The sequence below is a fragment of the Paenibacillus sp. YN15 genome, from assembly GCF_003285005.1.
In the GTDB taxonomy this organism is placed as follows: domain Bacteria; phylum Bacillota; class Bacilli; order Paenibacillales; family NBRC-103111; genus Paenibacillus_AR.
This window is the reverse complement of the sequence record NZ_QMFA01000047.1, coordinates 26,147-47,229: the sequence shown is the minus strand read 5'-3', so window position 1 is coordinate 47,229 and position 21,083 is coordinate 26,147. Positions and strand designations below refer to the sequence as shown.

At 50.2% G+C, this 21,083-nt stretch carries 17 protein-coding genes; 5 read left to right on the top strand and 12 right to left on the bottom strand.

Annotation, left to right across the window (positions count from 1 at the left end):
- Positions 1–8 precede the first annotated feature (8 nt).
- Positions 9–812, bottom strand: a complete 804-nt coding sequence (locus DQG13_RS26260) for an ABC transporter permease (protein ID WP_181593008.1) — start codon at positions 810–812, stop codon at positions 9–11.
- A 177-nt stretch (positions 813–989) separates the two neighbouring features.
- On the opposite strand from DQG13_RS26260, the gene DQG13_RS26255 reads away from it, so the two are divergent.
- Positions 990–3,491 (top strand): O-antigen ligase family protein, encoded by a 2,502-nt coding sequence (locus DQG13_RS26255; RefSeq protein ID WP_181593007.1) that lies wholly within the window; start codon positions 990–992, stop codon positions 3,489–3,491.
- 48 nt (positions 3,492–3,539) lie between these two features.
- On the opposite strand, the gene rfbB is transcribed toward DQG13_RS26255, so the two are convergent.
- The 7 genes from rfbB to DQG13_RS26220 all read right to left on the bottom strand — a co-directional run bounded on the left by rfbB (position 3,540) and on the right by DQG13_RS26220 (position 10,987).
- A complete protein-coding gene (gene rfbB / locus DQG13_RS26250; protein WP_113023153.1) occupies positions 3,540–4,526 on the bottom strand; it encodes a dTDP-glucose 4,6-dehydratase in 987 nt (328 codons plus the stop codon).
- A gap of 5 nt (positions 4,527–4,531) precedes the next feature.
- The gene (gene rfbD, locus DQG13_RS26245) at positions 4,532–5,383 is read right to left on the bottom strand and encodes a dTDP-4-dehydrorhamnose reductase (RefSeq protein ID WP_113023144.1); all 852 of its coding nucleotides are present in this window, start codon (positions 5,381–5,383) and stop codon (positions 4,532–4,534) included.
- 4 nt (positions 5,384–5,387) lie between these two features.
- Positions 5,388–5,948, bottom strand: a complete 561-nt coding sequence (gene rfbC, locus DQG13_RS26240; RefSeq protein ID WP_113023143.1) for a dTDP-4-dehydrorhamnose 3,5-epimerase — start codon at positions 5,946–5,948, stop codon at positions 5,388–5,390.
- Positions 5,949–5,976: 28 nt separating this feature from the next.
- Complete coding sequence (rfbA, locus tag DQG13_RS26235; RefSeq protein ID WP_113023142.1) at positions 5,977–6,855, bottom strand: glucose-1-phosphate thymidylyltransferase RfbA; 879 nt, start codon at positions 6,853–6,855, stop codon at positions 5,977–5,979.
- A 97-nt stretch (positions 6,856–6,952) separates the two neighbouring features.
- On the bottom strand, positions 6,953–7,846 hold the full coding sequence (gene galU / locus DQG13_RS26230) for a UTP--glucose-1-phosphate uridylyltransferase GalU (RefSeq protein ID WP_113023141.1): 894 nt from the start codon (positions 7,844–7,846) through the stop codon (positions 6,953–6,955).
- Positions 7,847–8,172: 326 nt separating this feature from the next.
- The gene (locus DQG13_RS26225; protein WP_113023140.1) at positions 8,173–9,519 is read right to left on the bottom strand and encodes a sugar phosphate nucleotidyltransferase; all 1,347 of its coding nucleotides are present in this window, start codon (positions 9,517–9,519) and stop codon (positions 8,173–8,175) included.
- Between the two features lie 154 nt (positions 9,520–9,673).
- Positions 9,674–10,987: a UDP-glucose dehydrogenase family protein gene (locus DQG13_RS26220; RefSeq protein WP_113023139.1), complete on the bottom strand. Its 1,314-nt coding sequence runs from the start codon at positions 10,985–10,987 to the stop codon at positions 9,674–9,676.
- A 983-nt stretch (positions 10,988–11,970) separates the two neighbouring features.
- Here DQG13_RS26220 and DQG13_RS26215 point away from each other — a divergent pair.
- The 4 genes from DQG13_RS26215 (at position 11,971) to DQG13_RS26200 (ending at position 17,645) form a co-directional block, all read left to right on the top strand.
- A complete protein-coding gene (locus tag DQG13_RS26215; protein ID WP_113023138.1) occupies positions 11,971–12,342 on the top strand; it encodes a hypothetical protein in 372 nt (123 codons plus the stop codon).
- 132 nt (positions 12,343–12,474) lie between these two features.
- Positions 12,475–14,148 (top strand): hypothetical protein, encoded by a 1,674-nt coding sequence (locus DQG13_RS26210; protein ID WP_113023137.1) that lies wholly within the window; start codon positions 12,475–12,477, stop codon positions 14,146–14,148.
- Positions 14,145–17,141, top strand: coding sequence for a DEAD/DEAH box helicase (locus DQG13_RS26205; protein WP_113023136.1), 2,997 nt, complete (start codon positions 14,145–14,147; stop codon positions 17,139–17,141). The genes DQG13_RS26210 and DQG13_RS26205 overlap by 4 nt, the downstream gene beginning before the upstream one ends.
- A 57-nt stretch (positions 17,142–17,198) precedes the next feature.
- On the top strand, positions 17,199–17,645 hold the full coding sequence (locus DQG13_RS26200) for a hypothetical protein (protein ID WP_113023135.1): 447 nt from the start codon (positions 17,199–17,201) through the stop codon (positions 17,643–17,645).
- A 52-nt stretch (positions 17,646–17,697) separates the two neighbouring features.
- Here DQG13_RS26200 and DQG13_RS31275 read toward each other — a convergent pair whose 3' ends face one another.
- Genes DQG13_RS31275 through DQG13_RS26185 form a run of 4 tightly spaced genes read right to left on the bottom strand, consistent with a single transcriptional unit; the run spans position 17,698 to position 21,081 of the window.
- A complete protein-coding gene (locus DQG13_RS31275; RefSeq protein ID WP_220094449.1) occupies positions 17,698–17,808 on the bottom strand; it encodes a CD1375 family protein in 111 nt (36 codons plus the stop codon).
- Position 17,809: 1 nt separating this feature from the next.
- A complete protein-coding gene (locus DQG13_RS26195; protein ID WP_113023134.1) occupies positions 17,810–18,388 on the bottom strand; it encodes an XkdW family protein in 579 nt (192 codons plus the stop codon).
- Positions 18,389–18,405: 17 nt separating this feature from the next.
- Entirely contained in the window at positions 18,406–20,514 is a 2,109-nt protein-coding gene (locus DQG13_RS26190) for a C1q-like domain-containing protein (protein ID WP_113023133.1), read from the bottom strand.
- A 15-nt stretch (positions 20,515–20,529) separates the two neighbouring features.
- Positions 20,530–21,081: a putative phage tail protein gene (locus DQG13_RS26185; protein WP_113023132.1), complete on the bottom strand. Its 552-nt coding sequence runs from the start codon at positions 21,079–21,081 to the stop codon at positions 20,530–20,532.
- Positions 21,082–21,083: the final 2 nt, after the last annotated feature.

The following is a 21,083-nucleotide window of genomic DNA, read 5'->3' as shown; positions in this document are numbered from 1 at the left end:
ATACTCCTTTATAATACATCAGCGAAATGTGGTTTTAATTTTTTGAAGACAATAATAGCCAATGCAAATATTATAGCCAGTAATACCCAAAAATAAGCGGTTAAAAAGGGATGTTCCCAGAACCATACATGGTGAATAAAAGTATCACGATACCCCTCAATTATGTAATAAAGAGGGTTAAGTTTAAAGTAGAATTGATATTTTTCAGGGAGTATGTCAAAAGACCAGAAAATAGGAGTTAACCAAAACCCAAATTGTAAAAACATTCCTACAATTTGTCCGACGTCCTTTAGAAATATTAAAACACTTGAAGTGATGTAGCATAAAGCAACTGCCAGAAAAAACAAGCAGGTTAGATAGTACAATAATTGAATGTTATAAACTGAAGGTTTGTATCCATAAGCTGCAAATAAAATAAAGATGATAATAATATAAAACAGGTGAATGAATAGTGCCGATATGTTTTTTATAATAGGAAGTATGCTTACTTTAAAAACTATCTTCTTTACAAGATAACTATTATGTTCTATTGCATATGTTCCCATGTTAATAGCATCTGAAAAAAAATACCATGGACTAATCCCACAGATTAACCATAGAATAAATGGAAAGTTTTCTACAGGTATGCTTTTAAAGCCTACCTGAAAAACAAACCAAAAGATCAAAATTAGAACTGCGGGTTGTATAAAGCCCCACAAAATCCCCAAGTAAGAACCAAGATATCGTGTTATCAAATCTTTCTTGGCTAGTTCCAAAATTAGCTTCCACAATTTTAAGAATTCTGCAATTACACGCACTGGATTAATTAGCATTTTATTATTCCCCTAACTGTAATCAACGAAGATTTAGCCATTCTTAAACAAAAATACGTCAAGCTTGAATATAACACGACATTCCATTAATGTACATTTTTAAAGTTCTTAATATAGTCTCTTGAGTCATATTTTATGATAAAATAAATGCATTCATTTATAAAAAGGAGATTGTATATGCTTTCGAGACCAAAAGGCAAAAATAAAAATGCTGCCGATTCAAATCAAATCCCCATCTTTTCTATAGGCATATTGTTAATGATCTCAATTCTTTTGTATTATTCTGCCTTCCACACCGCCCTATTTAACGGCTATTCCATTAATTTCGACAAACCTATCAATACTGCCACTATGTTATCTTCCATTACCTTGATTATGCTGGCTATTTATTTTTTCTTCAAGTGGAAGCTTGAGGATAATCGAGATCTGATCAGTGTCTATGTATGGCTTATACCTTTGACATTCTGGATTTCCTCAATTGCCGCGGCATCGCCGGATCTCGCAAAAGGCATGACGCATATACATATGATGTATATTACACTGTTTATAGCCGGTGCTTATTTATCCCGCCGGGAACTTGGAGCAGAGGTACTACAGGTTTCCATTACAGTAGTAGGGTACTTGGTTACCTTTTATGGTTTAGCCTGTGCATTTGGAAATATGTATTCCCAGGATGCGGTCATGTTCGATCAGGGCTTGCGTTTGACTTCCGTGTTCCAATACGCCAATGCTTATGCAGCATTTCTTATGGCGACTTTATTGTGCAGTCTCTACTATACCACTCATTCCAGAAAGTGGTATGTGATTTTTGTCAATGGTTTTATGATTGTGCCGATTCTTCTCTCCTTTTGGCTCACTTTGTCTCGTGGCGGCATAGTAGTCATGCCATTTATCTTTTTGGCAATTCTACCGTTGATGACGATGTCAAAACAATTGATGCTTACATTGTATACCATGATCGGAGTGGTCGCATCCTTTCCAATTACGGGTTATGTAACCAATAAGTCCACTCAAATCGTCAACCAATTGCTCACCACTGTATCACCCGATAGAAAGTCTGCCGAAACATTAAGTTGGTTTAATGGCGATAGTTTGAGCGGGTGGGCCGCAGTCTTGGGGGTATCTCTGATTGCAGGAGGCCTCATTTGGCTTCTGCAAACTTTCGTCTTCATAAAATTAGATCAAAGATTGACCACCTACTCCTCCCGCAAACGCAGCAGATTGCTGTTGCCAGCGGTGTTGGTTATTGGCGGAGCGCTGGGAGCAGTTTTGCTGCTGGCTACTCCTGTGAAATCTCTCCTGCCAGACAATCTGGAAACACGTTTGGAAAATATTAACTTCCAGCAACATAGTGTACTTGAACGTGGTACTTTTTATAAAGATTCTATAAAATTGTTTAAGGATTATCCCATTATCGGTGCTGGCGGCGGTGGTTGGGCTGTTTTGTACGAAAAATATCAAAATAATCCCTACACCAGCCGTCAAGCACATAATTTCTTCCTGCAATATTTGAATGAGGTTGGAATTCTCGGACTTGCGGTGTTCGTTGGTCTTCTGGTCTTGGTCTATTTTTTATTCATAAGAAAATCCTTTTCCTCGGAAAAGGGGCAAACGGACAAACACCTTATTTTCTACATGGTGACAATATCAATCTTAATTCACAGTATTCTGGATTTTGAACTCAGTTACGTATTTCTGGGAAGTTTAGTCTTCCTATGTTTGGGTGGAATGACCTCCATCTTGAATAGCAAACCCAAATGGTTGAACAAGTATTCTGCACTATCCTCCAAAAGATTCATATATCCAGCAGCAATTAGTATATTGGCATTGGTATTTTTCGTTTTTTCCGCCATTAAGATTAATGCCAACAGTTCTTACGAAAAAGCAATAGCCTATGCACAGCAAGGCAGGTCATTCAATGAAGTGATGGCTCAACTGGATTCAGCTATCAAAGCAAATCCCAAGCCGGATTATTACGCCCTAAAATATGATTTTTTCATGCAAGTGGCCTCTCAATCGAAGGATCAACAGCAGCAGCAACAATTTTTAGATCAAGCTGCCTCTACTTTAATAAAAGCACGGGAAAATGAACCCAATAACCGATTGTTGTTGGAACGACAATATTCCCTCTTTATGACCCAACAAGACTATGCCTCTTCGATCCAATTATTGCAAGAAGCATTAGTGAAATATCCATGGGAGCTCAGCTTCTATGAACGCGCTGCTTCCATATACAATACGCAATGGAATCAAGCGAAGCAAGCTAACGATAAAGTGAAGATGGACCAAGCATGGGCAGCCATACAAGAGATCTATGACAAGGTTCAACAAGGAATAGACCACATTGCTACGCTCCCTAAGGAACAAATGTCAGGCAGACCTTTTTACCATAGCTCCATCATTCGTTATTCAGTAGGACAAGTGAACATGATAAACGGCGAGTATGAAAAAGCCTGGTTACAGCTCCAACCTGCCGGAGAAGAAGCATATGGGCTGCTAGAGAGTATCAATCCGCAAGCTGATCCCGCTTCCTTTGAACAAAACAGGATGATTGTCCACTGGTATCTGGCTCTCGCCAAAAAACAGGGAAATTTAGATCAAAACAGATACAACACCTTCATAGGGAAGTATCCTGACTCAAAGGTGCAGATTGATAATATCGTTTCATCGCTGAAATAAAGTTAAAGGTTGGACCTCCATCCCGGAAGTCCAACCTTTTTTATTTCATCACACCCGCTTCAACAACGGCCTCCACCAATCCTCATTCTCCCGATACCACTGAATCGTCTGGGCAATCCCCGTTTCGAAGGAATACTTCGGCTTCCACCCCAATTTCTCCAGCTTCGTGGGATCAATTGCATATCGTTTGTCATGGCCAAGCCGATCGGTGACAAACTCAATGAGATCGTCAGTCTTCCCTAACGTTTGGATAATGGTTTTGACCACCTCCAGATTAGTCCGTTCATTGTGGCCTCCCACATTGTAGACCTGCCCGCTCACTCCCTGATGCAACACCAGATCAAGCGCTGCGCAGTGATCCCAGACATGCAGCCAATCCCGGATATTTTTACCGTCACCATATACCGGAATCTTCTGGTCGTTCACAGCTCTGGAGATGGTTAACGGGATTAGCTTCTCTGGGAAATGGTAGGGGCCATAATTATTGGAGCAGCGGGTGATATTCACAGCCAACCCATATGTCTCATGATAAGCCCTCACCAGAAGGTCGGAAGCAGCCTTGCTAGCGCTGTAAGGGCTGTTTGGCTGTATAGGTGTTTCCTCGGTAAAGAACGTCTCAGGATCGAAATCCAGTTCCCCATACACTTCATCTGTAGAAACATGCAGAAACTTGGCAATCCCTGCTGCCTTAGCCGCATCCAACAATACTTGAGTACCCAACACATTCGTCCTCACGAATATCCCAGGATCGGTGATGGAGCGGTCCACATGGCTTTCCGCCGCAAAGTGGACGACATAATCAAATCTAACTTCTTCAAATAACTGATTAATTGTTTGCCGGTCGGCAATATCCGCCTGAACAAAGTGATAGTTATCTCTATCCCCGATATGCTTATGCTTAGCTAATTCACCGGCATAGGTTAGGAGATCCAGATTGTAAATATCATATTCGGAATACTTGTCCACCATATACTGAACAAAGTTTCCGCCGATAAAGCCAGCCCCGCCTGTAACAAGTACCTTTTTACGCGTCAACCCACTCATCCCTTCGAGTTTAACTCATTCAAATACCGCTTCAATGCATTCTGCCAATGAGGCAGCCGCGCAAAACCGCAAATCACCAATTTGTCCTTGGACAGCCGGGAGTTTTTGGGCCGAACGGCCCGGGTAGGATACTCTTCAGTGGAAATATGATTTACCTTTACTTCCTTCCCCGCTTGCCGGAAAATCTCCTCAGCAAACTCTGCCCAACTGCAAATTCCTTCATTGGTAGCATGATAAATTCCGTATTGTTCAGTTTGGATCATATCCACGATAAGCTTTGCTAAGTCTGCGGTATAAGTTGGAGAACCATATTGATCGTTCACCACGCTAAGTTCAGAACGGGTTTCAGCCAATCTTAGCATGGTTTTAACAAAGTTATTGCCATTAATACCGAACACCCAGGAGATGCGGATAATATACCAATTTTCCAAAATGGATTGAATAACCTGCTCCCCTTCATATTTCGTCAATCCATATTGGCCGATAGGAGCTGGCTGGTCAACCTCCGCATAGGCCTCAGCTCCCTGTCCATTGAACACATAATCTGTACTGATATACATCATCCTGGCATTGACAGCCCGTGCTGCTTCAGCTAAGTAGCGGGTACCATCTACATTAACTTTGCGGCACAATTCCATCTCGTCCTCCGCTTTATCCACTGCTGTATATGCGGCGCAATGCACAATAGCATCTGGTCGAATTCGGTTAATCGCGCTATGAACAGCCTGTTCATCAGTGATATCCAAATCATTAATGCCCAAACCGATCATGTCGAGGCCTTGCAATAGGCCGGCTTTAACTACATCAAAGCCCAACTGCCCGTTATAACCCGTCACCAGTATTTTCATCCTATCATTCCCCATAAACAAAGTTATGCTCTGCTTCGGCAAGCCGCGGCGCCTTTTCATCCTTGGCAGACAATACAGGTCGAATCTCCAACGGCCAGTCAATACCAATTTCGGGATCTGCCCATAAAATACCGCGGTCACATTCGGGGGCGTACAATTCATCTACCTTATATTGAACCTCAACATCATCGGTAATAGTCATAAATCCGTGCGCAAATCCCTTGGAAACTAATAATTGTTTCTTATTATCCGCACTGAGTTCTATACCGAACCAAGAGCCATAAGTAGGACTTCCACGTCGGATATCCACCGCAACATCGTAGATCGCCCCTTTTGTGCAACGAACCAGTTTTGTTTGCGCTTTGGGATTAAGCTGGTAATGCAAGCCCCGTAAAGTACCTTTTGCCGCGGAAAAGGAGTGGTTATCCTGGACGAATGTGAGATTCAAATCGTTGCCGGAAAATACGGCATTACTGTAGGTTTCCATAAACCAGCCGCGATGATCGCCGAACACCTTAGGCTCGATAACCAGCACGCCTTCAAGATGGGTTTTAGTAAATTGCATGGCATTGACTCCAATCTTTATGCTGTATTTAGTATTGAATCTGTCCGTTGGCAACCCGAATGAGATACTGACCATAGCCCGTTTTGCTTAGCTTCTCGCCACAGCAACGAAGTTGCTCACGCGTGATCCATCCATTTATATAGGCAATTTCCTCGGGAGCAGCAATCTTGATGCCCTGGTGATCCTCCACTGTTCTCACGAAATTTGTGGCATCCACCAAACTTTGATGAGTACCAGTATCCAGCCAAGTATAACCTCGTCCCAACAATTCCACGTCCAATTGCCCAAGCTCCAAATAAGCCTGGTTAATTGATGTAATCTCCAATTCTCCACGCGCAGATGGCTTCACTTGCTTGGCCATTTCAACAACGCGGTTATCGTAGAAATAAAGACCGGTAACAGCATAATTAGATTTTGGCATCTGAGGCTTTTCTTCAATGCTAAGGACTTTGCCTTCAGCATCAAATTCCACTACACCAAACCGGTGTGGGTCCTGAACATGGTAACCAAATACAGTAGCGCCCTTCTCTTTGGCTGCAGCTTTCTGTAGTCTCCTGCGCAACCCGCTGCCATAGTAGATATTATCCCCAAGAATCATAGCGACAGAATCGTCTCCAATGAAGGACTCTCCTAATATGAAAGCCTGGGCTAATCCATCCGGGTTGGGTTGAACCTTGTAGCTCAGGGAAAGCCCAAACAGGGAGCCGTCTCCAAATAACCCCTCGAATCGAGAAGTATCTTCAGGAGTAGAGATGATCAGAATCTCCCTGATTCCAGCCAACATCAGGGTGGATAGCGGATAATAAATCATGGGTTTATCATAAATCGGCAATAATTGCTTGCTGGTTACCATCGTGAGAGGATATAACCGTGTTCCGCTTCCTCCCGCCAAAATAATGCCTTTCATCAAAAAAAGACCTCCTGACATAAAAAAAGCGCGAAATCTGAAGGATACAATACGAATGTATTATACCATTCTTCTTCCAGCGCTGAAATAGATGAATTTATAGAATAGATTCTATTCTCCGCTCCCCAACCAACTTCACCAGTTCCTCCATCAGCGGCTCCTTCAGTTCATCATTAGCCAGGGCAAATTCCAACGTAGTCATGATGAAGCCGAGCTTTTCTCCCACGTCATAACGTCTACCTTCGAAGTTATACGCGAATACGGGCTGCTCCAGGTTAAGCTTCTGGATGGCATCGGTAAGCTGAATTTCGCCGCCTGCCCCTACCTCTTGATCATCCAGGATATCAAAGATACGGGGGGTAAGGATGTAACGCCCCATAATAGCTAAATTGGATGGTGCAGTACCTTTGGCGGGCTTCTCCACAAAATTGCGCACTTGATAGAGCCGGCCATTTTGACCCTCGGGGTCCACCACACCGTAACGGTGTGTCTCCTGCATCGGGACTTCCTGAACGCCTATAATGGAACATTGTGTCTTATCGTATTCATCCATCAGCTGTCTTAAGCATGGCTTGGGCTCCGCCTTGACGATATCATCACCCAGCAACACGGCAAAAGGCTCATCTCCAATAAATTTGCGGGCACACCATACAGCGTGGCCCAGGCCGCGGGGTTCCTTTTGGCGAATATAGTGGATATCCACCAGGTTAGAGGCCCGCTGTACTTCCTCCAGGAGCTGCAGCTTCTGCTTCTCCAGCAGGTTATGCTCCAACTCGAAGTGGTTGTCGAAGTGATCCTCAATGGCCCGTTTGCCTTTGCCGGTGACGATAATAATATCCTCAATACCCGATGCCACCGCTTCTTCCACGATGTATTGGATTGTGGGCTTATCCACAATCGGGAGCATTTCCTTGGGCATGGCTTTAGTCGCTGGCAGAAAACGTGTGCCTAAGCCAGCGGCAGGAATAATCGCCTTTTTCACTTTCCTCATTCAGCACTTCTCCTCCACCGAATAATCTATTTTTTTCCATTAAGCCCCCGACCTTGACTTAAAAAGAGGCTTCCGTGGTTTGGAACGGACTTTGATCCACAAGCGGTCCTCTTCATCCCGGAACAATTTAATGCCAAATACCAGAAACGGAGTCCGAATTTCCTTAAAATAACGGCTGGCCATATGAATCGTTTCCCCTATTATAACATTTTAATTCTATTATATTATAATTGCAGGGAATTGTAAGGCCTTTGAGACTACATTTACCAAATATATTATTGCGCCACTACCATTAGACCCATTTCGACTTTCTTCTTATTGCAACTTTAGTCATCAATACTCCATGGAGAATCAAAACGATAAATATCAGCTTCCGTTATCGAGCTTCCGATCTGGGTTTCTATCATCTGCAATTCATGATGCGCGAGAATAGAATGCTTTACCCCTTGTGGAATCCGAATCACATCTCCTATATGGACTGCACGGCGCCTACTCTCCAGAATGACTTCGCCGTGCCCCGCGGTAATCGTCCATACCTCTTCACGCTGCTTATGCATTTGGTAGCTTAAGCTTTTTCCTGCCAAAATACAAACCCGTCTAACCAGAACCTCGTCTCCTCGGTCATTCAGACCATATTCCAGTACTCTGTACCAGCCCCAGTAACGCTCTACATACATAGGGCGGGGGTGATCATCCCCCAGAATCTCTTTAATCCGCGGGCTTTCCTCTTTGTCGGCAATAAGGATTCCATCGGGACTAGCTGCCACGATTAGATTGGATACCCCCAGTACAGCAACCGGAATATCCAGTTCATTCACAATATGTGTATTCGCACTGTCATGGCTGCATACCCCTTTCCCGCTGATGGGCTCGGTCATTTCTTCCGTCAGCGTATTCCAGGTGCCAAGGTCCTTCCAATATCCGGTATAGGGAATAACACTGATGTCCCTCAGATGTTCAACAACCTCATAATCAAAGCTATTCTTGGGAATCTCCCCATAACGTTCCCTAAGCGACGCAAATTCCGCAGGAAGGCCTCGATGGCGCAGCAGCTCCATGAAGAAGGAAAGTTTGCCTGCGAAGATACCGCAGTTCCATAGAGCCCCTTGCTCCATGAATGTCCGGGCCAGCGCTTCCTTCGGCTTCTCCGCAAACCGCTTCACCGTTCTAACCTCGCCAGTACTCTCTTCCGTCAGAATATACCCGTATTTTTCGGAGGGATGGGTAGGCGCCGCACCGATCAAAGCAAGGGAGCTTCCGGTGGATTTCAACACTTCACCCAGCTTTTGAATGGTGGCAAAAAACTCCACATCAACATACGGGTCAACCGGCATCACTACAATGGTTTCATCCGGGTCCGCTTTAACCACAGAGCTTACATAAGAAGCTGCCAGCACAATAGCAGCAAAGGTATCTCTGCGTGCAGGCTCAATAATGAGCGGAACCTGCTCACCGATCTGGCTATGTATAATTTCTGCCTGTGCATTCCCCGTTACAATACAGGCATGAGAAGCAAGCCCCACCTCGCCAATTTGCCGCCAAACCCGCTGTACCATCGATTCTCTTTGGCCATCCGGTGCAGGAAGAACCTTCAGAAACTGCTTGGATCGGGAGTCATTGGATAAGGGCCACAAGCGTTTGCCAGAGCCTCCAGACAGCAATACGAGCTTCACATATTCACATCCTTTTTCAGTATTATTTATATATGATTACTTATATGGTAAATGATATTTTATCCCAAAACAAAAAGGCAGTGATAAGAATGTTCGTCCTATCTACTGCCCCATTCGGCTGATTACTAAAAAATAAGAGTGATAATTGTCCGTCCTAACCCTCGGCCCCCACACTCTCCCGTCCAATGGAATGATACTCAATTCCATGGGCGGCGGCGTGCTCCAGGCGGAAGCAGTTTCGGCCATCGAAGAATACCGGGGACTTCAGAAGCTGGGTGGCCTTAGCCAGATCCATGGTTTTGAATTCCGGCCAGTCGGTGATGATGAAGACGCAGTCTGCATGAGCGAGCGCTTCTTCCAAGGTCCGGCACAGCGTGACTTCCTGGGGAAGCAGGTGTGTCGCCAGCTCCGGCTGAATGGGGTCATAAGCTTGTATGCGGGCGCCTTCCTCAACCAGTTGGCGGCTGACAACGATGGAGGCGGACTCCCGCATATCATCGGTATGAGGCTTGAACGCCAGCCCCAGAAGCGCTACGGTTTTGTCTGCCAAGGACCCGAAGCGGGCTTTGGCCTTGTCCACCAGCAACCGCTGCTGCTTGTTGTTGACCTGGATAACAGATTTCAGAAGATCAAATTCATGCTCCACGTTCCCGGCGATTTGCACCAAAGCCTTGGTATCCTTGGGAAAGCAAGAGCCTCCGTAGCCGATGCCTGCCCGCAGGAACTGGCTGCCGATGCGCTTGTCCATGCCCATGCCCGCGGCTACGTCCTCCACGTTTGCACCCAATTTTTCACAAAGGGCGGAGATTTCATTAATGAAGCTAATTTTGGTGGCCAAAAAGGCGTTGGAGGCGTATTTGATCATTTCGGCGCTGCTGATATCCGTATGGTACACAGGAATGCCGAAGGGTTTGTTGATCTCCTCCACGATTTGGGCGGCGCGGGGACTGTCCGAGCCAATAACGATACGGTCTCCCTGGAAAGCATCCTGCACCGCTGTTCCCTCCCGAAGAAACTCGGGATTGGATACCACATCAAATTGGGCGCGGCCCTCCGCTCCCGCGGCGATCATTTGCTTGATCCGGTAGTTGGTTCCCACCGGCACGGTGCTCTTGGTAACCACAACCGTGTAATTTTGAATATGTGCAGCAATACTCCTGGCCACCTCTTCCACGTAAGAAAGATTGGCTGTGCCGTCCTCCCGCGGTGGGGTGCCTACGGCTATGTAGATGGCCTCCGCATCCCGGAAGCCCTCCTCATGAGAGGTGGTAAAACACAGTCTTTCCGCAGCTATATTTTTCTTCATGAGCTCGTCCAGACCCGGTTCGTAGATGGGCGAAATTCCGGCACGCATCTTATTCACCTTTAATTCATCCACATCAATGCAAGTAACCTGATGCCCGATTTCAGACAGACAGACGCCGGTGACGAGGCCGACATAGCCTGTCCCTACAATGGCTATTTTCATAGGGTTATCCTTCTTTCTTTTATGGATGCCAGCCTGGAGGCGGACCATATCACACTGTTCTCTATTAGAATCTGTACACAAATTTATCTAAATCACAGCCGAATGGAAAGCAGCGTCAAAAAAAGGCTCTAACCATAAAGCAGTGCTTAACCGCGCCTCTGCCTATGTGTCTGTTCATAAGCAGTTAAGCGGAGATTTGAACCCAACACGATACTGAGAACATGCCCCGATTCCTAACGGCAGTGAGATCCTCTATTTGCTCCAAAACGGGGGGCTGCCAAATCTAGCGGAAGCAGGAGCCCTTATTAGGCTAAAAAAGGGCTTGCAGCGGAGTAATCGGTCCAAATAGCGGCTGTTGCCACCGTTAGATTTTCTGAAGCGGTGTTTTTGCAGAAATAAGGGCTCCCACTGCCGTTAGCGTCAGACCATGGCATGGTCTAACAGCCATCAGTCCGTGGCGTCAAGCACCGATTTTGGCGTAGAGCCCAAAAAACTTAAACATGTTCGCTGTTTTCTCGTCCCCCTTGTTTTTTGAGGGTCGGAGGCAATAAGGGTTAAAGAATAGTCCATTTATCGGTTAACTGGTATCTTCATCTCATGTTTTATTTTACTAGATTTTTGCGATTTGTACAGTTTGCGTCAGGACCTAGCACATGCCGAGGGGACCCCCGCTTCTGCAAGCAGCGAGGTGAATCGGAGTCCCCTTGAACATACCCACAAGTCATGTCGGATACACGATGATGTACAGAACTGATCAATTGTGGATCAAACCGCATCGTTCGTTTGCGATCGCATCGGTAAGTGGCGGGAGTATTCATTATAGCATATGTGCTAATATGCGGAAATTGACTGAAACACTCTTCTTTTCCCCCCATTCTCCTGTGATATAATAGTCTTGCGCTGTCGGAAGCCTTAATACGGAGCCACGCCCCGCGCTCTTGTCGGTTAGGCGCATCATATATTCCACAAGGAGCGGATGTGCGATGGACAAGCTGGATTTGATTCTGCAGAAGCTGGACCAGATGGACGAGCGGCAACAGAAGTTTGAGGAACGCCAAGACAGGTTCGAGGAACGCCAGAACCAATTCGAACAAAGGCTGGATACCATGAATGCAGGCCAACAGGAGCTGTTCCAGCTGACGAAGGCGATTATGCACCGGCAGGAACTGGCTGACGCCAAGCTGGAAGCCTTGACCCTGGATGTGCACAAAATTCATGGGATGATGACAGCCTTCCAGGCCAGCCAGGAGCGCCAGGACAAGATTCTGGAGATACTGTCCCTCCGGTCCCTGGAGCAAGAGGGAGCCATTCGCGATCTGAGGCGCGGTCTTTACGCCAAGACGGAGCTGGCCTAAGAGGAATAGCAATGCCAATAAAGGTATCCTATCCCCGTCCAATTGGTGCGGGGGTATTTTGCTTGTCAAACAGCCTGGCGATCTGTGGTATAATAACGGGAAATAACTCACATTTTTTATGAGGTGCGTAGCATGGCGGTATCCCCGATCCCCCCGAAAGTGTTATATGACCTAACGGCTTTTATCAAATTGAATATATCTGAGGAGCAACTGGAGAAGGGTTATGCGCTGTTCCGTCAGCCGGGTGTTATGGAATGGATTCACACGGCGGATAACGACGGATTGGCCGCCGCGATCAGAGAAGGCGCGGATACATTTCATGTGCAGATTGTGCCTTCCGCAAGCGAACCCATGTCCTGCAGCTGCGGGGAAAGCTGCTGCCGGCATGATCTGGCGGCTTTTTTGCAATTGCTGCGGCTGGCTGGCAAAAATCCGGAGATGTTCCTGATGGAATGCAATGCAGCGGTGAATGAACGAGGGCGGCGAGAAGGGCAGATGAAGTCGGCCGCGGCAGATCCATCACCCGAAGCCCCGGAGACAGCCAAGGTGATTAAACTCCCTCGCCATAAATCCATTGCCCCCGCATTCCCTCAGCCGCATGACTCTGCCATGGTATGGCGCGACTACTTTCACGGAAGATTCCGCAAGGATCTGGTGACGCCCCGGCCCAGCGCTTACCTGTACGGATTGGAGGGCGAGATCGCCTCCTTCTACGATAACGTCATGGAAAACATGGCGAAGGAGTCTGCCCATTGGCCGGCCACCCCCCGCGGGCTGTTTGTGCTCCACGCCCAGCTTTATGCCATGGAAGCCATTGAACGGTTCTTTGCCCGGCTTCCCTTCACTCCGCACCAGTATGGCGTGAGCCAGCTGGCGAAAGAGCTGGCCCGCTCTGCTTCCGGACTTGTGGAGCAGATTTTCACCCTCATGGACATACATGAAGTGCACGAGCGTTATCCTAAGGTTTTGGCGGCGGCATTGGAGGTGCTGCGGCAGAACACCTTCAAACCCATTGCCCCCCGGCTGGATTGGAGCGGGTTGTACCGGGCCGTTTGGAGCAGACTGTTTAGCTTGGGCGACCTGGCTGCAGAAGAGCGCACAAGACTCGAAGACATCCTCAATCAGGCAGGCAGCGGCGGCCTGGAGTCCCGCATTCGCTCAAGCCTCGCGCAGTTTGACTTTTTTTCCGGAGACGATGAGGCTGCTTTAGCCAAATTGACGGCTGACTCCTCTCTTTCACAGGCGTATTATATCTACTATGTGATGGAGCTCTACCATGCTCGGGCCTGGAGCAGGCTGTTGGTATGGCTGCAGGGGCTGACTCATTTTTTGCAAAGAGAGTACTATCTTCTGAATCAGACCATCTTCCCCCTCTGGCTGGAAGGGGTGAAAGCGCAGCCCCACGAGCCGGGTTGGATGGAATGGATCAAGCGGATGCTGCCCCAATCGCGCGGCGTATATATCACATACCTGATCGAGAACGGCGAAGCCCGGCAGGTGGCTCATATGCTGCTTTCGGAAGGCTACCCGCTTTATTATATAGATAAGGAAATTCTGAAGCTGCTGGAAAAAACCGATCTCCGGCTGATCCTGCCCTTATACCATCAGGATGCGGAGCGTTATATTCTGGAGAAAAACCGGCAGTCCTACAAGCAAGCGGTCCGGTTGCTGAAAAAGCTGGCAGGCTTTTATAAAAAACTGAAGGAGCAGGACCGCTGGCAAGCCTATATCGGGCAGCTGGCGGAACGCCATTCCCGGCTGCGCGCCTTCCAGGAAGAACTGCGGAAAGGAAAATTGATCGTATGAGCATATATGCGCCGGCGAAAACGGTCAAACTGGATTGCCTCCCAACCGGCAATGGCCTTTTGTTAATTCCGGGGGGACGGGAGGTGCTCCCGATTGAGCATTTGAAGCACAGATTATTTGCCTGGCATGAACCAAGCTTCTATGGAACCCTGCTGGAGACATCCAAAAGCGGACCCAAGGATAAGGATGCCATTCTGTTGCCTGAAGGCATGTCTGTCCACTATCTGGCAGAGAGCATCCACCATGCCGCCATTGATGTATCCTTCAGCCTGCGGCTCTCCGCCCTGGTCAAAGCGGCGCCCGTTCTGCTCCGTTGTCTTACGGAGGGCCGCTTCGCTCCGGATTATGCAGCGTGGCGGGAAGGACGGGCAGGCTGGCAGCTGCTGCTTGCAGAAGAGGAAAAGACGGTGTGGAGCAGCTCCATCAAGGAGGCGGGTCCAGCCGGAGACGGACAGCTGGTGGCGGAGTGGCCTACCCGTGTGCTGAATGCATGGACAACCGGCAATGAGGAGATAAGATCTGCCTGGGAAAAAATTGTGGAGGCTTATCCTCTAATCCAGCCCAGCCATTCAGCCGGTCCGGCAGCAGATGAGGAGGACTGGCAGATCCTCACCGGGTGGAAAAAGGATGAGGTTCCCTTCCGCGTGGCCCTCCGGCTTTCGGAGCCGGGAACCGTGGATGCCGAAGGCCATGTTTATGATGAGTGGAGGCTGGAAACGGTTCTATGGGACCGGGATGATCCTTCTTTCCGTCTGCTGTGGCAGGATTGGATGGAAGGAACGGCGGTCGAAGCCATTCCTGCTTCCTGGCAGCCTGAGCTGAGCACGAGAGTACGGAGAGAACAGCAGCGGTGGCTAACGGCGGTTCCCGGGCTGAAAGGCGACGGCGCACCGGTAAAAAGCGTGCTGCCGGATGAGGAGGTGTGGCGCTTCCTGACGGAGGACAGTGTCAGACTGGCCGAGGCTGGCGCTGCCGTGCTGCTTCCCGCCTGGTGGGAGCAGGTCAGGAGGCAGAAGGTCCGGCTTAAGGCCAAGGTCCGCTCCTCTGTCGGAGCAGCCAACAGCATGTTCGGCATGGACGCCATCATTGATTTCGACTGGCGGGTAGCCTTGGGAGAAGCGCAGCTTAGCGAAGCGGAGTTTCTGCAGTTGGCCGAGGAGAAAAAACGGCTGCTCCGGGTTAACGGCCAATGGGTCTTGCTGGACCCGGCCATGCTGGAGGCCATCCGCAAGGTGATGAGCCGCACACGCAAAAAGAAAGGCCTGACCTTCCGGGAAGCCATGGAGCTGCATCTTCTGGGCGGGACGGAGCTTGACCACCGCGGGGAGTCAGAGGAGCCGGGGCCGGACGCCCCTGACAACGACGAGGGCCTGCTGCGGCTGGAGGTGGAATTGAACGAGCATCTGGGCAAAATGCTGGGCCAGCTTCAGCAAACCTCCACGATCCCTCTTTTGCCTGATCCGGCAGGATTCCAGGGGGAGCTCCGGCGTTACCAGCGGGAAGGTGTGTCGTGGATGGCATTCTTGAGCCGGTTTGGGCTGGGCGGATGCCTGGCGGACGATATGGGTCTGGGCAAAACCGTCCAATGGATCGTTTATCTGCTTCATCTAAAGGAAATAGGCCAATTGACGGCTCCCGCCCTGCTCATCTGCCCTACCTCTGTCATCGGCAATTGGCAGAAGGAGCTGGAGCGTTTCGCGCCGGAGCTGAGGGTCCATCTTCATTACGGGGCGCAGCGGGCCAAAGGGGAGGCGTTCCCCTCCTCGGTGGAGGGAGCGGACGTTGTGATCACCTCTTACACCCTGACCCAACTGGACGAGGAGACTTTGGCTCAGATGGATTGGAGCGCCCTCTGCCTGGACGAAGCCCAGAACATCAAGAACGCATATACCAAACAAGCGGCTGCTGTCCGCAGACTGGGCGCCCGCCACCGGATTGCGCTGACGGGGACGCCTATCGAGAACCGTTTGACCGAGCTGTGGTCGATTTTTGATGTGGTCAATCCCGGCTATCTGGGGTCGTTGGGAGAATTCAGGCGGAATTTCGTAAGCGAAGTGGAAAAAGGCAACGCCGAGCGCATCGGGCAGGTTCAGCAGCTGATCAAGCCTTTTCTGCTGCGGCGGGTGAAGAAGGACCCGGCCATCCAACTGGATCTGCCGGATAAGAACGAAATGAAAACCTTCGTCCCCTTAACTGCAGAGCAGGGGGCCTTGTATGAATCCATTCTCCAGGATATGTTCGAGAAAGTAGACAGCCTGTCCCCTATGGAACGCCGCGGCCTGATTCTGGCTACCCTGACCCGGCTGAAGCAGGTGTGCGATCATCCTCTTTTGCTGGTGAAAAAGGGCCGTGATGCGGGGAACGCTTCTGATGAAGGAGCGGCTGGCGAGGGAAAAGGCAGGTCTGGTACGGGACGTGCCGGGATAGTCAGATCGCCGAATGCTGCGGCACAATCCGCCAAGCTGGCCCGCTTGCTGGAAATGGTGGATGAGCTCCGGGTAGAGGGTGACAAGTGCCTCATCTTCACCCAATTCGCAGAAATGGGCCGGCTGCTCCAGGAGACGCTGGCAGCGGAGCGCGGGGAAGCTGTGCTGTTCCTGCATGGCGGCGTCCCCAAAGCCAAGCGGGATGAGATGGTGGCCCGCTTCCAGGAGGATGCGGGTACGGGAATTTTTGTGCTGTCGCTGAAGGCGGGCGGTACAGGCTTAAACCTGACAGCCGCCAATCATGTATTCCACTTCGACCGGTGGTGGAATCCGGCAGTGGAGAATCAGGCAACGGACCGGGCTTTCCGGATCGGCCAGCGCCGGGATGTGCAGGTGCATAAGTTCATCTCCCTGGGTACTCTGGAGGAGCGCATCGACCAGATGATTGACAAGAAGCAGGGCCTAAGCCAGCAGATTATCGGCAGCGGGGAAAATTGGATTACGGAGCTGTCCACCGATGAGCTGCGGGAGTTGTTCACTCTAAGGCGGCAGTGGATGGAAGAGTAAGTTGACTGGCGGCGGAACAGATACGAGGAATGGATGGTTTAAGGAGGGATACCGGAGATGTCCAAGTCGAAGCGGGAAAAGATGAAGCTGAAGGAGCGCAGGCATCAGAAAAAGCCGGCGGCGGCGGATGTGGCGGTAGAGCCGGATAAGACTGCGATACGCGCTGCTGCGGTTTCTGAGGCGCAGGCAGCAGCCTCGTCCGCAGCGCCTGCGGAAACGCCCAAGCGGCGTGGCCGTCCGCGGGGAAGCAGGGCGGCAGGTAGCGGAGCGAGGGCTGAGGGGACAACAGCAACCGCCAACACAATGGCTCCCCTTGCAACGGCGAATGCCAAAGGGGCAACGCCCCCGCCCCGCCGCGGGAAGGCTGCCGCCTTAGCAGCTCGCCAAGCGGAGGAAGAAGCGCTGGAGTTGCAAAAACTCACAGCGCCCCATATCCAGGGCTGCTCCCCGGAATGGCAGCAGTTTTATTTGAAGGTGAGGCAGGCTGCGGTTGGGGGCAAATAGAAACCGCCCCCAGCACAGTGAATGATATAGGGAAATTCAGTTGGGCAGGATGTTACGCATGGTCGGCTGCCAGCAATTGGGCTACTTCGTCGCGTTTAGACTCCGGTACGTCCTCCAGCGTCTTCAAGCCCTTACGGATCAGGGCGGCATAAATTTGTGCCATATCAGCTCTCACCTCCTGTCTTGGCTTCCAGCGCTTCCACGCGGGCCATTAATGCCGCCATCGTGTCTTGCTGCTGGAGGATGATTTCATAGGCTTCTGTAAGTGCCAGCATAGTGCTGGTGGCTTCTTGTCCCCGCTGACCGTCTGCCGCCTGCTGTGCTTCAAAAGCCTCCGTGACAGCGATCATCGTATGAATACTATCCGTCTCCAGCACCGCTATACGTTCCGCCTCTGCAGGTGGCACCGGCTCCGGCGGCATGTCCTTGATTGCGTCCCACGCGGCCAGCAGTTCTTCCTCCGTGGGTTGTGGATCAGGTAAGTTCCAGACTGCGATATACGGGCCTCGCTCCACAATATCATAGTCTTCGCCTTCGGTGAGGCGGTTGTAATCAATGACCATGCGATAATGGATGCCCTCTATTTCTTCCGTTTCATCCTCTTTGGGAGGACGGAGCTGGAACCGGAAAAGGCCGTCTACTCCAGGGCGCAAGACAGGTGTGGGGCCGTCATCCTGGACGATGTAATCCACGAGTGGCGACGCCTTTGGATACAGGTATGACAAGGTTTTGAAAATATCCATTTCATCAATCCTCCGTTTTAAATAGCCCGTATCAGAACATAAGAACCGTCCACGCTTGTTTCCAGGGTGTTGGTCCCTCCGAACGCCGCTACATATATTTCCACATAATCACCGGCATTAAGTGCGAGAATAATTGCACCGGAAGCGTGATTTATGCCCTCATTGGAATATTGCTGATACGGAACCGTGCTTACCGCGCCGTTCACGTACACCTTGCCGACTAAATAATCTTTCACACTCTTGTTGATGCGCAAGGAGAATGAAACCAAGTAAAGTCCCTGCTTCTGTGCCGTAAATCTCCCGGTAGCTGGATCATATTCGCCAAGCGTGTCATAATTTTCAGTCTCAAATACAACTTTAGTATTAATTCCACTGGTAAGGCTTAGGTTATTTGCTCTGTTTGCCCTTACGGCTGTCCTCGTGTTCCATGTGTTATCTCCCCATGGGTTGATAACGCCTGCATCAGGTAAAATCATACCTCCCGATGTAGTCCACAAGTTACCGTTTATTCTTGTTGTCCCGCCAATCGTGATACAGCTTGCGCCATCTCTTGCGGTGTAACTTTCATCGTTGCCTGTTCCGCTATTATTCCATGTTCCGATGAATGCACTACTCATTGCTTGTATAGCCACGCCTTTGTTGCTGATTGTGCAGTTGATAATTGATGCAGTTCCCGCTTCAACTAACACGCCGCAATAACCAGAAGTGGCCTCCGTCATCGTACAGTTGTCGACGAAAACTCTAGAATTCCACCGTAACCATACAGCATGGAAGTTACTGCGCGTAAATTTGAACTTTTCAATTTCAACGAGGCAACCGCAAGCCATGATGTGGACACCGGGGCATATTGTGGTGGTGTTCGATTCCCCATGGAACCAAACTCCCCCGCTGCCTACTCGACCGGGAAGGAAGATTTCGTCAGTGTAGGTGCCCGCTCCTACATTAATAGCCACATTATGGTTTACTACCTGTGGAATCATGCTGATGGCCTTGCCTATCGTCTTAAATGCTCCGGCCGCTGTGTTGGCGGTACCGGAGTTATTATCATTGCCGTCTGTGCGGACGAAATATGTGATGTCTGATACCGTTGTTGCAGCCAGTCCCATGCTGCCGTTTTTTACCCGTACATCGCCGCCGGCCTGAAATTCCATCACAGAAGCTCCAAGAGTGTTTTCACGGATTGAGAAAACGCCGCCATCCGCCACGGCATACCACTTCTTGTTGCTGCTGTCTGTCTCTGTCCAGACCATAATAGGCGCAGAATTCTGGATTTCCATTCCGGGAACTACCAAACTTCCAACCATGGTATCCCCGGCCTTCTTCACGTACTGCCCATGCGGATCAGCCTCCGCCTTATGCGCCCCAATGGCCCCATCCACCGTATCCTTCCTGGCAATATCCCCCGCCGCAGCCGGCGCTGCTACCTGCGCCCTTCCATTGGCGTCCCGCTTCATCAGCGTGTTGGCCGTCGCCGCATTAGTTGCCGCGTCCAGGACCGCCTTGATGGCGGCGATGCTCATTGTGGGCAGGGTCCGCCATGTGGCTCCGCCTGTAATCGCCTTGACCATATTGGCGAGCCAGCCGAACAGGGTGGTCACGGTGCCGCTGTCGCCGGTAGGGGCGGTGGCGTCGGAGACGGTCCGGCTGCCGATGACGGTGTCGGTGGCGGAGCCCGGGCCGCCGGTTTTTTCGAAGAGGAGAGCGGTGGTGCCCAGGATCACAGCTCCGGTGTTGGCCATTTGCCATCGGCTTTTCCCATTGGCGGTTCCCTCCTCTACGTACACGCTGACGCCCGCCGCCAGTTTGGCGGTGGTGTCCGCATCCGCTGTCCGGGTCCAAGCTCCGGCAGATACCGTGTAAATGCCGTTTTCCTTGCCTGCGGTCTGGTTTTTGACCAGCACCCGGTTGCCTGCCGCGAGAGCGATGCCATCAATGGTTTGGGCGCCGCTCAGGACGATGTTGCCGGTTGTGGCTGCCCGCACATCTCCGGACACAGGCACCAGCCCAAGGGCTTCGTCCAGTTTTTCCACAGGATCATTGATCATGGTTTCGATATTAAAGGTCTGATTGCCGTCCGTTGCCGGATCGGCCAGCTGAATGTTTAAATTCGGCGTATATTTAGGCATGGGCCCTCTCCTTTCTTAGGCAGGAATGAAGGGGGCAAAGTCGTACAAGGACCGCCCCTCCAGCTCCTCAATGGTCATGACGTTATGAACCTGATTGACCAGCAAATATTTAAACACATACACCACCGCCAGATGAGCGGGCTTGACCGCCTCCACCGCTGCCTTCAGGTCGTCCAGATTGGGCGGCAGCCCGATGGTACCGGCAAAACGGATGGTCAGCTTGTACAGCTCCGGCTCCTCCATCACTTCAATTTGCCCGTTGTCGTAGGCCTGGGCCACGCTCTGGAGCAGCTCCACCGTTACGGTGCCGGACCCGCGAAGCTGGGACCGGATCACCGCACGGCGGTCATTGTCGCTTTTGGCAGCATCGGTGGGCAGTCCCAGAAATTCTTCCCAGGAGGCCAGCCCCCAAGTGGCAGTGTCCACAAACAGCTGCTTCAGCACATCCTCCATCCCGTTTTCCAGCAGCTCCAGCTCGTCGGCTCCGGCGTTCAGCACAGATCCGCAGGTCAGGTCTTCTTTATATAACGGGGCAATATAACCCGATACTTGCTCGCGCAAGCTCATTT

Bases quoted from the DNA above. Each gene is read 5' to 3' on its own strand.
- DQG13_RS26205 (WP_113023136.1), top strand. From the start codon at position 14,145: ATGAGCATATATGCGCCGGCGAAAACGGTCAAACTGGATTGCCTCCCA.
- DQG13_RS31275 (WP_220094449.1), bottom strand. From the start codon at position 17,808: ATGGCACAAATTTATGCCGCCCTGATCCGTAAGGGCTTGAAGACGCTG.
- DQG13_RS26255 (WP_181593007.1), top strand. From the start codon at position 990: ATGCTTTCGAGACCAAAAGGCAAAAATAAAAATGCTGCCGATTCAAAT.
- galU (WP_113023141.1), bottom strand. From the start codon at position 7,846: ATGAGGAAAGTGAAAAAGGCGATTATTCCTGCCGCTGGCTTAGGCACA.
- DQG13_RS26220 (WP_113023139.1), bottom strand. From the start codon at position 10,987: ATGAAAATAGCCATTGTAGGGACAGGCTATGTCGGCCTCGTCACCGGC.
- DQG13_RS26195 (WP_113023134.1), bottom strand. From the start codon at position 18,388: ATGGATATTTTCAAAACCTTGTCATACCTGTATCCAAAGGCGTCGCCA.
- rfbD (WP_113023144.1), bottom strand. From the start codon at position 5,383: ATGAAAATACTGGTGACGGGTTATAACGGGCAGTTGGGCTTTGATGTA.
- DQG13_RS26210 (WP_113023137.1), top strand. From the start codon at position 12,475: ATGGCGGTATCCCCGATCCCCCCGAAAGTGTTATATGACCTAACGGCT.
- DQG13_RS26185 (WP_113023132.1), bottom strand. From the start codon at position 21,081: ATGAGCTTGCGCGAGCAAGTATCGGGTTATATTGCCCCGTTATATAAA.
- rfbA (WP_113023142.1), bottom strand. From the start codon at position 6,855: ATGAAAGGCATTATTTTGGCGGGAGGAAGCGGAACACGGTTATATCCT.
- DQG13_RS26215 (WP_113023138.1), top strand. From the start codon at position 11,971: ATGGACAAGCTGGATTTGATTCTGCAGAAGCTGGACCAGATGGACGAG.
- DQG13_RS26260 (WP_181593008.1), bottom strand. From the start codon at position 812: ATGCTAATTAATCCAGTGCGTGTAATTGCAGAATTCTTAAAATTGTGG.
- DQG13_RS26200 (WP_113023135.1), top strand. From the start codon at position 17,199: ATGTCCAAGTCGAAGCGGGAAAAGATGAAGCTGAAGGAGCGCAGGCAT.
- DQG13_RS26190 (WP_113023133.1), bottom strand. From the start codon at position 20,514: ATGCCTAAATATACGCCGAATTTAAACATTCAGCTGGCCGATCCGGCA.
- rfbC (WP_113023143.1), bottom strand. From the start codon at position 5,948: ATGCAATTTACTAAAACCCATCTTGAAGGCGTGCTGGTTATCGAGCCT.